Origin of the sequence: Rhodococcus sp. LB1 (assembly GCF_001583455.1) — a bacterium.
Classification (GTDB): Bacteria; Actinomycetota; Actinomycetes; order Mycobacteriales; family Mycobacteriaceae; genus Rhodococcus_F; species Rhodococcus_F opacus.
The window spans coordinates 23,697-36,075 of record NZ_LTCZ01000084.1; the positions used below are offsets into that span (position 1 = coordinate 23,697).

At 64.4% G+C, this 12,379-nt stretch carries 10 protein-coding genes; 1 reads left to right on the top strand and 9 read right to left on the bottom strand.

The annotated features are described in order from the left end of the window. Window positions 1-261: 261 nt before the first annotated feature. On the top strand, window positions 262-1,608 hold the full coding sequence (locus AZG88_RS14955) for an MFS transporter (RefSeq protein ID WP_061698130.1): 1,347 nt from the start codon (window positions 262-264) through the stop codon (window positions 1,606-1,608). A 692-nt stretch (window positions 1,609-2,300) separates the two neighbouring features. Here the strand turns inward: AZG88_RS14955 and AZG88_RS14960 are convergent. The 9 genes from AZG88_RS14960 to AZG88_RS14995 form a co-directional block, all read right to left on the bottom strand. Beyond that, on the bottom strand, window positions 2,301-3,011 hold the full coding sequence (locus AZG88_RS14960; protein WP_082833318.1) for a GntR family transcriptional regulator: 711 nt from the start codon (window positions 3,009-3,011) through the stop codon (window positions 2,301-2,303). A 321-nt stretch (window positions 3,012-3,332) separates the two neighbouring features. Beyond that, window positions 3,333-4,502, bottom strand: a complete 1,170-nt coding sequence (locus tag AZG88_RS14965; protein ID WP_061698132.1) for a CaiB/BaiF CoA transferase family protein — start codon at window positions 4,500-4,502, stop codon at window positions 3,333-3,335. Beyond that, a complete protein-coding gene (locus AZG88_RS14970; RefSeq protein WP_061698133.1) occupies window positions 4,499-5,290 on the bottom strand; it encodes an enoyl-CoA hydratase/isomerase family protein in 792 nt (263 codons plus the stop codon). The genes AZG88_RS14965 and AZG88_RS14970 overlap by 4 nt, the downstream gene beginning before the upstream one ends. A 372-nt stretch (window positions 5,291-5,662) precedes the next feature. After that, window positions 5,663-7,624 carry an AMP-binding protein gene (locus AZG88_RS14975; RefSeq protein ID WP_061698134.1) on the bottom strand — a complete coding sequence of 654 codons (1,962 nt, stop codon included), beginning with the start codon at window positions 7,622-7,624 and terminating at the stop codon, window positions 5,663-5,665. Between the two features lie 30 nt (window positions 7,625-7,654). After that, entirely contained in the window at window positions 7,655-8,125 is a 471-nt protein-coding gene (locus AZG88_RS14980) for a MaoC family dehydratase (protein ID WP_061698135.1), read from the bottom strand. A 166-nt stretch (window positions 8,126-8,291) separates the two neighbouring features. Continuing rightward, a complete protein-coding gene (locus AZG88_RS14985) occupies window positions 8,292-9,653 on the bottom strand; it encodes an MFS transporter (protein WP_061698153.1) in 1,362 nt (453 codons plus the stop codon). A 26-nt stretch (window positions 9,654-9,679) separates the two neighbouring features. Beyond that, window positions 9,680-10,840, bottom strand: a complete 1,161-nt coding sequence (locus AZG88_RS14990) for a CaiB/BaiF CoA transferase family protein (protein ID WP_061698136.1) — start codon at window positions 10,838-10,840, stop codon at window positions 9,680-9,682. A 1-nt stretch (window position 10,841) separates the two neighbouring features. Further along, complete coding sequence (locus AZG88_RS51670; protein ID WP_197487824.1) at window positions 10,842-11,012, bottom strand: hypothetical protein; 171 nt, start codon at window positions 11,010-11,012, stop codon at window positions 10,842-10,844. A 15-nt stretch (window positions 11,013-11,027) separates the two neighbouring features. Further along, on the bottom strand, window positions 11,028-12,329 hold the full coding sequence (locus AZG88_RS14995; protein WP_061698137.1) for a CaiB/BaiF CoA transferase family protein: 1,302 nt from the start codon (window positions 12,327-12,329) through the stop codon (window positions 11,028-11,030). Window positions 12,330-12,379: the final 50 nt, after the last annotated feature.

A 12,379-nucleotide genomic window follows, 5' to 3' on the forward strand; every position in this document is an offset into this window, starting at 1 on the left:
TAGGTTTCGTGACAAACTTCCTGGCAAACTACTTGCCCCGCGGCGCACCGGTGGCATAGATGTCGAGGATCACCTGATCCTTCGGGCGCTTCGCGGGTCTGTTCACGCGACATCAAGAACTCCGGATGACAATCCCGGGGCCCGCACTGGCCGATCATGTTTCCGGTAACACATCGAGCACCAAGTGCTGAATTGCATTGCTAAAGAGCATAGTCCGTCTCAGGCGTTCCTGTGACGATCTGATCAAGAATAGGGACCTTCATGCAACCGTCCATCCAAAAAAGAAGCTGCCTAGTCGTCCTCGGGTTGTGCTTCGTCACGCTCATCGCAGACGGCTTCGACCTGATCATTTACGGCGCGACTTTGCCCTCACTGATGACTCAATGGAAGCTAGAGAAATCCGCGCTGGCTGATGTCCACAGCCTGACGCTGCTTGGCCTAATGGTTGGCTTCCTAATCGCTGGGCCCCTCGCCGACCGCTTCGGCCGTCGCATCATTCTACTGGGCGGCTGTACGTGGTTCTCGATCGCGTGCACGCTCTGTGCGTTCGCTCCGAGCTTCCAAATGTTCGGCGTCGCCCGGGTGATTGCTGGCATCGGCCTGGGAAGTGTGGTCCCTTCGGCAGTAGCCCTTACAGCTGAGTACGCGCCACGCGCACGCAGACAGCTGTACAACGGCATCATGCTGGTGGGTTACTCCGTAGGCGGGATTCTGGCTTCCATCGTCGCGCTGATCGTCCTACCTCGTGCTGACGTGGTCGCCGCGGCGATCCCACCAGACGAGAGCTGGCGTATTTTGTACGGATTTGCAGCACTGTTTCTCGTTGCCCTGCCTATCATGTACTTCAAGCTTCCCGAATCCGCCAGCTACCTGCACTTCCAAGGCCGCACCGAGGAAGCAGAGATTCTCGCCAATCAATTTGGCCTGGACTTCGATGAAATCAAGGCCGAGAAGACCGCCCACGATGCTCTGAACTCGGGGGGCGGTTACCGTCTGGTGCTGTCGCCTCGCTTCCGGCTCGCCACAGCCGTCTTCATCCTGATCATGGCGTGCACCCAGATCCTGAATTATGGCCCCAACACATGGTTGCCAAGTATGACCAAGGAGATGGGTTTCGGCGGCGTTCAAGGCACGATGGCGCTAATGATGCTGCAGATCGGCGCCGTGATCGGCACCATCGTTGGTGCGATTCTCGTCGACCGTGGCGGCGCCACCAAGGTTATCGTTCCGTATTTTTTCATCGGTGCCATATCGCTGTTGACCTTGGCGTTCGGTGCCGACATTGGTGCGGTGGGAATCTTCGTCGCGTCACTCTTTACCGGTGTGGGAACCTTCGGAACCGGTGCGCTGATGTACGGTGTCGTAGCTGCGCACTACCCCACTGTCTGCCGGAGCTCTGCGATAGGCCTGATCCTGGGGATTGGCCGTTTCGGCGCGATTCTCGGGCCGCAGATCGGCGTCATCTTCGGCAGCCCGCGCGCAGGTCTCCTCGCCTTCATGGTGCCGGCTCTACTTGGCGCGGCTCTGTTCGCATTCCTCAGCGTGATCACTCGCCCCGACTCTCGCGCTCAGAACGGAGTGGGGGGTGAACTCGCAGTCCGGTACTGATCGGACAACGATGTTCATGGACCGCAGGTCGAAATCTGGACTGTCGGGACAGGCGCCTCAGATAGAGTCGTCGGATTGTTGTGAGGTGCCCATCGACCGCAAGTTTAGGAGGCCCCAGATCGAGCGCCGTACCTGATAGGGAGTCGGTGCCGTCGGCAAAAGCAGAATCTGTTGGCCACCCATGCAATAGGGGATTGGTAGAGTTGATGTGAGTTCAAAGCCGATCTGTCCCACTGGGGACACCGACGTCCGCGATGGCGACATCAACCTCCGTGAGCTCACCTCTACCAGAAGCGATTGCAGGGTTCCCTTTTCGGTGCCGGGGCACCCTCGCGGACATTCCGGCGCAGCTGGAGATGCATCGCGAGGGCACGCTCTAGCTCGATGCGCTCGGGGATCACGAGTGAAGCCATGCGCCCGTGAAGCAACCAGAAGGCCCGCAATCGCGGATGATCGCCAGCGAACCGTGAGAAGGGGTGCGTTATCGGGAGGAATCGGTGTACGACTCTCCGGCGGTATGCCGACAAGACCCCGATGCATGTGTACCAATCGAGATGCTCCCTCGGGCTCTCGGCACGAATGAGCCGGTGAGAATCGGGTGTTCACAGGTCGATTGGGTGGCAGCCGAGACTACGTGCTCCCGGGAATCTGAATCGATTGGGGCCTGACGGATCGGTCCGCGGTCGAATCCATCACGCGATATTCCGGCTGTAGTCCACTTCTGCCGCAGGGTGACAGCCGTTGTTCCACAGACCGCGTCGATCGAGTTCCGCGATCATGTGATCGGCTCGGGCCAAGGTGTGGGTCTCCATGAGCGTCTTGGCAAGAGCGGCGTCGCGCTTGTGAAGAGCGTCAAGAAGACGCGTCTCGTGTGTGGTCGACTGGTGGGTATCGGGTCTGGCGTCGAAGAAGTTCGGCAGGTTCGCAGCGACGGAGTCCAGTAGGCGAGCAATCCGGGGTGAGCCGGCAGTCACGATGATTTTCCGATGGAAGTCGTGCCTGAGTGCAGCGATATCGTCGACTCCACCCCGGGAGATCGCTTTCTGATGGTCGTGAAGAATCGTCTCGAGCTCATCGATGGCGGTGGGGGTGATGTTCTCGGCAGCGCGCGAGGCGAGTTCACCCGCGAGCCTCGCGTGTGCCCAGAAGAGGTCGCGCACATCTTGTTCGGTAAAGGGAGCAACGACATAGCCCCGGCGAGGGGCGGCTTCGACGAAGCCCTCACTGTGGAGTTTGAGAAGCCCCTCTCGGACAGGCGTGGTGCTGACGCCGACGGCCTCCGCGATCCGCTCGATGCGTAGGAACTGACCTGTTCGCACTGTCCCGGAAAGGATCATGTGGCGTACATAAGTGGCCACTTCGTCGGGAAGTTGCTGGCGTTCGAATGCGGGATGCTCGGGCATGGGCAGTGGCACCCTTCTGGTAGTTGAAATCGGATACGTGCGGGCACCTGTGTGAGTTAGCAAAGGTGGTCGTGTGGCGTTGTCCAGCGCGGATCGGGCGACTATTGGTTCTTCGCCCGTGCCGGCATTAGCGAGGGCGACCACCTCGCACAGAACCACTCGTCTTATTCGAGTGGATTCCTTATCTGGCGCGAGCGGCGCTATGGTGCAGGCCGTCCGCACCGGCAGCGATCACGTTCTCTGCCCACCTTCGCGATGCGCGGGTACGAAGCGGTCTCATGGTGTCCCTACGTGTGTGAAAGCCATTGTCATAACTGATGATTACGAACGAACACCGATGTCGCGGTGTGCTGTGCTTGCGAACTCCGTCCGGATGGCCTCGGTGTCTGCGCCCAACTCGGGGACGCTGCCCGATGCGGCGGTCCATTCCTGTGCGAGGGCGGGGGGAACGAGCGCGGGGACCGGGCCGACCGGGGTGTCGATGTCCCGCCACCGTCCGCGGGCAGCTAGTTGCGGATGGTCGGCGAGGCCGCGGACCCCGTTGAGCCGGGCGTTGCCGATCCCGGCCGCGTCGGCGGCCTGTTGGATCTCGGCCAGACTTCGCTGCGCACACCAGGCCGAGACGATCTCGTCGAGCTCTCCACGTAGCCGGACCCGATCCTCGTTGCGGGCGTATCGCGGATCGTCGGCAAGATCCGGGCGCTGGAGGAGGTCAGCGGCCAGGCGCCGCCATTCCCGGTCGCTGGTGGTGCCGAGCACGGCGGTCCGATCGTCGATGGTCGGATAGGCGCCGTAGGGTGCGACCATCGGTGATCCCATACCGACTGGCTCGGGTTCGACACCGCCGTGGATGACCTGGTTGAGGGCGAAGCCCATCATCTCGGCGACCACGTCCAGCATCGCGATCGGGATCACCGCGCCGCGCCCGGTCTGCTCCCGCTCGTAGAGGGCGGCGAGCACCGCCGAGTACGCATACAGTGCCGTTCCGATGTCGGCGATCGGAATGCCCGGTTTCGACGGGTGTCCGGGCAGGCCGGTGATGGTGCAGGACCCGGCCTCGGCCTGAATGAGCAGGTCGTAGGCCCGTTTGTGATCGAGCGGCCCACCGCGCCCGTACCCGGAGATGTCGACGATGATCAACCGCGGATACCGCTGGGCCAGTTCGTCCACCCCGAGACCGAGCCGGTCCAACGCACCGGGTGCGAGGTTGCTGACGATCACATCGGCACTTCCCAGCAGGTTGTGCAGCAGGTCGTGGTCGGCGGGCGCATTCAGGTCCAGCGCTGCCGATTCCTTGCCGTGGTTGAGCCACACGAAGTGAGCGGCCAACCCGCGCACGGTCCGGTCGTAGTGGCGGGTCGAGTCTCCGAAGCCGGGTTGCTCGATCTTGATGACCCGGGCGCCGAGGTCCGCGAGGTGCCGGGTGCACAGCGGTGCGGCGATGGCCTGCTCGAGGCCCAGGACGGTCACCCCCTCCAACGGCCGGCTCATGCGAACCTCGGCTCACGCTTGTCGCGGTGCGAAGCAACACCTTCGGCGACGTCCGGACCGCCGAACCCGTAGAACTCGAAACCGAGGGAGGCGTCGAAGATCGGCATCGCCTGCCGGTACCAGTTGTTCAGCGCGTGCTTGGTGAACCGCAGTGCGCTGCGGGATCCGCGGGCGAGGTTCTCGGCGATCTCCAGGGCGCGGTCCTGCACTGTGTCGTCGTCCACACACACCGACACCATCCCGATCCGTTCGGCCTCCTCACCGGTGAGCACGTCGTTGGTGAGCAGGTGATACTTGGCCTTGGCCATCCCGCAGAGCAGTGGCCAGGCGATCGCGGCGTGATCGCCAGCGGCCACCCCGATCCGCACGTGGCCGTCGACGATCTTCGCGCGTCGACCGGCCACGGACACGTCCGCCAGTAGAGCGGCGACAAGTCCGGCACCGACCGCGGGGCCGTTGATTGCGGAGACGATCGGTGCCGGGCATTCGATGATGTTGCGGACCAGGTCGCGCGCCTCGTGCATGACGCGGGTGCGGGTGTCCCAGTCCTTCACCATCGCGTCGATGAGGTCGAAGCTGCCGCCGGCTGAGAAGGCGCGGTCGCCGGCGCCGCGGATCAGTACCGCTCGTACCGATTCGTCCCGGGCGATCGCCGCCCACACATCGGCCAACTCCCGGTGCATGTCCGCCCCGACCGCGTGCAGGTCGGGCCCGTCGAGCACGATCCGCAGCAGTCCGTCCGACGGCCGGTCGATGGCCAGCGTCGGGAACTCGTCATACGTCTTCACTGGTGTACCTCTAGTTTTCTCGGTAACGTTGTTCGGCTGAAGCCCGGACGCCGCCCAGGCGCGGCTCGGTTCGACCGCCGGGTTATGTTTGCGCAGTGCGGCTTCGGCTCTCCTAGCGAACCCCGCACAGGCCTGATAGGCGCGTCGCTGTTGTGGAATGCCGTCGGCCACGGTTGGCGGTCCGTGGCCGACGGCCATGCCCGTGGCCCCCTGTGATCAGCAGGACCCCGGGGGTCGGGGAGGATCAGTACAGCGGCACAGTCCAGCACCGTTTTGCAGGGCCCGCGCCTCTTGCCAGGAACACGTGGAACGTAGATCCCAGTGCGCGGGTTGCTCGTCTCACGAGCTTGATGTTGCTTCTGCTGGTCTGACTCATTGCTGGTCTCTCGACGGGGCGGAGGAAGAGGGGATGTCTTCGAGCGGTGTTGCCGGGTCGAGTGACGACATGTCTCCGACCGGGTCCCCGAGGAACCGTGACCGGATGGCGCGGCGCATGATCTTGCCGTTCTTCGTTTTCGGCAGAGTCGCGACCGTATGGACGGTCGGGGCGAAGGATTTGCCGGCGTTCCGCAGCGCTGTTTCCTGCAGGTCATCCGGATCGGCGTCCTCATTGTTGCGGAGGACGACGAACGCGACGGCGCGCTGACCACGCAGTTCGTCGGGTACTCCGATGATGGCAACTTCCGCGATGCGGGGATCCCGCAGGAGCGCCGCCTCGATCTCCGCCGGGCCGACGCGCCGGCCAGAGAGTTTGATCGTGTCGTCGGAACGGCCATGGATCCGCCACACCCCGTGCGCGTCGACGCTGGCGAGATCTCCGTGAACCCACACGTCGTCCCAACGCTTCCAATAGGTTTCGAGGTACCGGTCGCGGTCGTTCCAGAATGCGTGGGTCATACCCGGGAACGTGTTGCGGACGGCGAGCTCCCCCACATCGTCGACGAGGGGTGCACCATCCTCGCCCAGGACGGCCGCGACGACGCCGGGCAGCGCCCCGTTGAACGCGGCGGCGGCAGTGGGCAGGAACGGGTACCCGATGAGGATGCCGCCGCCGACTTCGGTTCCGCCGCTGTAGTTGATGATGGGCCGGCGCGACTGCCCGACCTCCTGGAACAGCCACCACCAAGTCGGCTCGTCCCACGCCTCACCGGTGGAGACGAACGAGCGCAGCGTGGGCATCTCGCGCACCGATCCGTCCCCGCCCGCCATCAGCGCCCGGGCCGCCGTCGGCGCGATGCCCTGCACGGTGACACCGTTGCGTTCGACGATCTCCCACATCCGGTCCGCGGTCGGATAGGTGGGCAGACCCTCGACCATCACGATGGTGGCACCGAGTTGCAGCGGCCCGGTCATCAACAGCGGTCCCACCAGCCAGCCGAGATCGGTGATCCAGGAGACCACATCGTCGGCGTGGACGTCGAAGCCGTACGCGAAGTCCACCGCAGCTTTCACCCCGAAACCGCCGTGCGAGTGCACGATGCCTTTCGGTCGGCCCGTGGTGCCGGACGTGTAGACGATGGTGAGCGGGTCGTTCGCCTCGGTCGCCGCCGTCGCCACCGGCGCCGGATTCGGGTCCAGGTCGTCGAAGTAGACGTCGCGTCCTGCGCGCATCGCAACATCACTGCCGAGGTGACGGAGGACGACGACATTGCGAATGGACGGGACCGATTCGAGTGCCTGGTCCGCGGTCTCCTTCATCGGCACCGCCTTGCCGCGGCGGGTCGTGCCGTCCGCGGTGATCAGCATGACTGCCTCGGAGTCCTGCAGCCGGGTGGCGAGCGCATCCGGCGCGTATCCAGTAAAGGTGGGCACCGAGATGGCGCCGATCATCGCGATCGCCAGGAACGCGACCACAGCTTCGGGGACCGCGGGGACGAACAGCACCACCCGATCGCCGCGCTGGACGCCGAGCTGAGTCAGGTTCGCCGCGAACCGCCGCACCCCACGATCCAGTTCGGCGTAGCTCAACGTCCGCCGTTGCCCGCTGTCCCCCTCGTAGACCACCGCCGTCTTATCCACGAGCTGGCCGACAGCGTGCCGGTGCGCGCACAGGTTCGCGACATTGAGGTGCCCGCCCGGGAACCACCGCGGGAACGGCTTACCCTCGGACTCGTCACGGACCCGATCGAACGGTACGTCGAAGGTGATCTGCAGATCGTCGACGACATTGCGCCAGAACCGCTCCGGGTCGGCGACCACGGACTGGTTCAACTCGTCGATGTCCTCGTGTCCCCAGCGCCGCATCGCCGACAGCAACCGGCTGCGCTCGACTACCGAGTCACTCGGCATCCAGGCGTACCGCCGGGCGGTATCGTCCTGCTGGCTCTTCGTCATACCCGTTCCTCCTCGACGCCCGCGATCCGGTTAAGCGCTGACTGATTCCGTCGCCGTGCGCTTGAGCATGAGCCCGGCGCGACGGCACTCGCACACGACCTCGTCGCGCTGGTTGATGCCGTAGTGACGGAACTGGACGATGCCGGAGTCGTTACGGCTCTTCGACTCCCGCTTTTCGAGGATCTCAGTGCGCACGCGGATGGTGTCGCCGTGGAAGACCGGCTTGGGGAACTTGACGTCCTCGTAGCCGAGGTTGCCCAGTGTGGTGCCCTGGGTGGTTTCGGGCACCGAGATGCCCGAGACAAGGCCGAGGATGAACAGGCTGTTGACCAGGCGCTGCCCGTAGATCGAGTCCTTGCTGTATTCGGCGTCCAGATGCAGCGGTGCCAGGTTCAACGTCATCGTGCTGAATAGGACGTTGTCCGTTTCGGTGACGGTGCGACGGGTCGGGTGGTCGATGATCGCACCCGGCTCGAATTCTTCAAAGTACAGACCGGGCATGGGAAGTCCTTTCGATTCGGCAGCACCACTGCTGCCGGAGTTGATCGTGTGATGTCGATAGTTGGGGGTGGCCGGTTTCACGGCACGTTCATGCGGTGGTCCGCATGGGTGCTGGTAGCCGCGGACCAGATCGCGCCGCCCCCGAGGCACGCTGGTGCGTCGAAATTCAGGCGCTTGCCGGTTCGTCGACACTCTCGGGGCTCGACTTCGTGCTACTTCGCGTCAGCACGCGCTTCTTCTGGTCGAACAGGACGCCGACAACGACGAGGAGTGCGCATCCCATCAGGAGGAGGGAGACACCCCAGGTGGCGTTTCCGGGGGAGAGGGTGACGATTGTCAGGGCTGCCAGTGGGGCGAGGCCGCCGGCGATGGCACCGCTGACCTCGCGGCCGGCGCCGAGGCCCGAGGCTCGCACGTCGGTGGGGAATTGCTGTGCCATGAAGGGACTGGAGGCCACAATCATGATCGGGGCCAGGATTCCCGTGCCGAGGATCAAAATCGCCCAGACGTACACCGGCTTTCCGGTATCGAGCACCCAGAACATCGGGAACGCAATCAGCAGAACGCTGGCAGCGCTGAACAGCATGATCCACCGGATATCGATCCAGTCGCACAGTCTTCCCACGAGCGGGACGACGGCAATTGCCACTGCGCTGGCTAATGCGACGCCGAACGATCCTACGTTCGCCGGTACATCCTGGAACTCACTGAGGTAGGAGAGCGAGAACGTCTTGAACGTGTAGGAAATCGCCGCGTAGCCCGCATACACTGCCGCGACAACCAACAGCCCACGCCAATCGGATCGCAGCAGATCACTGAAGATTTTGCGGCTCCGGCGTTGGGGCCGGGCTGCCGCAGCACGCTCGAATTCCGGGGTCTCCGGCATGTTTCGGCGAATCCAGTACCCGATCGCGACGAGCACGAAGCTGGCAATGAAAGGGATTCGCCAGCCCCAGCTGTATAGGAACTCGTCGCCGAAGCTGGTGACTGCGGTCACGGACAACGAGGCAGCCAGCAGTCCGATCTGGACACCGAGCGCAGGAAGCGAGGTGTAGCGGCCCCGGGTCTTCGCACCGGCATGCTCGTAGGACAGGGCGATGGCGCTCCCGAACTCGGCGCCCGCACCGAATCCTTGTATCACCCGAAGTATCACCAGGAGCACCGGTGCGGCGACTCCGATGGTGGCGTAGGAAGGCAGCAGGCCGATCAGACCCGAGGCTCCTCCCATGATCAAGAGGCTGAGCGAGAGCACTGTCTTGCGGCCGATCTTGTCGCCCATGATGCCGAAGATGACCCCGCCGAGTGGACGGGCCAAGAACCCGACGGCGAATGTGGCGAATGCAGCGAGGGTGCTCCCGGCGGAGTTGCTGGACGGGAAGAATACCTGCCCGAAAACCAGCGCTGCCATGGACGAATAGAGGAAGAAATCGAACCACTCCAGCGCGGTGCCGATCACGACGGCCGGGCCGATTTTCTTCATGGGTGTCGGCGGTATTGCCTGTCCGGGACCGTCTCCTGGCTGTGACATCGATTCGATTCCTTTCGGGTGCTGAGTCATTGCGAACCCCGTAACTGCTCGATCGCGTTCTTCGTCGCCAGATTCGCGATCTCGTTCGCGTCGAAACCCCAGTCGCGCAGGGCTTCGTCGGTGTGCTCCCCGGGCCGCGCTGCCGGGAGGGTGACTTGCCCCGGGGTGCGTCCGAAGCGCGGCGCCGGCGCGGCCTGCATCACGCCGTCAAGCGGGACGAATGCCGAGCGGGCGACGGCGTGCTCGTGTTCGAGCGCTTCGTCGAGGGTCAGGACCGGGGAGAAGCAGGTCTCCAGCGCTTGCAGCCTCGTCACCCATTCCTGGCGGGTCCGGGTCCGGAAGATCTCGGCGAACCGCTTGCGGGTGTCCGCCCAACCGCTCTGATCCATCTGATCCGGCAGCTCGTCCAGGGACAGGCCGAGGGCCTCGACCAGCACCGCGTAGAACTTCGGCTCGTTTCCGGCTACCGCCACCCACAGGCCGTCCGAGGTCTCGTAGGTGCCGTAGAACGGCGCGCCCCCGTCGAGCCGGTTGGACTCGCGGCGGTCATGCCACGCATCGATCTGCCGCAGCCCGTGGAACATCGACCCCAGCAGCGAGGCTCCGTCGACCATGGCCGCGTCGACGACCTGGCCCTTCCCTGAGCGGGAGGCCTCGAGCACGCCCGCGACGATCCCGAACGCCAGCAGCATCCCGCCGCCGCCGAAGTCGCCGACGAGGTTGAGCGGCGGAACCGGACGGCCCTCCGGGCCGATGGCGTGCAGCATCCCGCTCAGTGCGAGGTAGTTGATGTCATGTCCGGGTACCTGGGCCAGCGGGCCCTCCTGGCCCCACCCGGTCATCCGCCCGTACACCAGGCGCGGATTCCGGGCCAGGCACTCCTCGGGGCCGATGCCGAGGCGTTCGGCGACCCCGGGCCGGCTTCCCTCGATCAGGGCGTCGGCCTGTTCGACCAGCCGAAGGACGACTTCGGCACCGTCGGGATTCTTCAGGTCGACGGCGACCGAGCGCCGCCCGCGCCGGTTGACGAAGTCGATCGGACGCGCACCGTCGGGCTGCGCACCGACGTGGTCGGCCCGGTCGATGCGCAGGACTTCCGCGCCCATGTCGCTCAGCATCATCGCGCACCAGGGGCCGGGGCCGATTGATCCGATCTCGACGACCTTTATCCCGTTCAGCGGTCCCATGTCAGTTGTACTCCACAGTCTTGCCGACGACGCGCAGTGCATCGACGGTCTCCTCGACCAGTCGGTCGAGCACCTCGGCGGCTCCGGGTAGGTCGTTGATCATTTCGGCCTGCATGCTCGGTAGGTCAATTCCCAGCAGGTCACCGATCGGCGTTTTCAATGTGGGCGACATGGTGTGTCCTCTTCTTCATTCTTGTTCAATCCCGTCCGTGGAGTGGATATTTGGGATCGAATTCAGCTCGGTGGTTAGTCCGCGTCCGACAATTCGATTCGTGTGCAGGGCGAGCATGTCGTCCTCGCTATATCCGATCTCGCGGAGGACCTCGTCGGTGTGTTCACCGAGATCGGGTGCGTAACCGCGTGGGCCGGTGTCGGCGTGGGCGAACCGGATGGGGTTGTTGGGGGCCCGGTAGCTCCCGTGTGTCGGGTGGGTCAGGTTGATCACCGCTTCGTTGGCGATGACCTGAGGATCTTCGAGCGCCTCCTCGAGGCGGTGAATTGGACCACATGGCACCCCGGCGGCCTCGAGGTCGATCAGCCAGGAATCGGCTGGGCGCTTGCCGAAGATGGTCTGCAGCCGCTCACACAACTCTCCGCGGTGCTCGACCCGCCCGGTATTGGTCCGGTATTTCGGGTCGCGGAAGTCACCGTACTCATCGAGCATCGGCAACAACTTCTGCCAGAACTTGTCGCTGAGGCAGGCCAGGACGAAGTACTTCTGATCCGAACCGAGGAACGGCTGGTAGGGCACAAGCTGCGGATGCCCGCCGCCCTGCGGGCGGAACGGGACCCTCGTCTTGTCGTACACCGTGATGTAGTTCGCGAACGTCGCCACCTGGCCGTCGAGCAGATTGATGCTGATCTTGTCGCCATGACCGGTTCGGTCACGCAACCGAAGCGCCGCGCACACGCCGAAGCCGAGAAGGAAGGATCCGACGAAGTCGGCGATCGGGACCCCGACCTTCACCGGACCACCACCGACCTCCCCGGTGACGCCCATCAACCCGCTCATTGCTTGCGCCAGGATGTCCATGCCCGGCTGGTGGGCGCGGGGGCCGGTTTCCCCGAAAGCGGTGATGGAGCAGTAGATCAGGCGGTCGTTGAGCTTGCTCAGCGTGTCGTAATCCACGCCCATCCGCTCTACGGCGTCCGGCCGGAAGGCGACGACGAAGATGTCGGCGTCGCGGACCAGGCGGGTGAGCACTTCGTAGCCCTGCTCGCTCTTCAGGTCCAGCGCGATGGATCGCTTGCTGCGATTGACTCCGAAGAAGTAGGCGCTCTCACCCTCACCGAAAGCGCTGTCGACATACCGGAAGCTGTCGCCTTCGAGGGGTTCGACCTTGATGACATCGGCGCCGAGGTCGCCGAGAAGTGAAGTGCCATAGGGACCGGCCCCGACCTGAGACAGGTCGACAACCCGCACACCGGTCAACGGGAGGTTGTCACCGGCGCCGGCCGGACCGTTCGCCCGGTCGTTGTTCTTCGACATTGCGAGCTCCTTGTCGTGAAGTGGTTCGGTTGCAGGAACCGCGAGGCCGG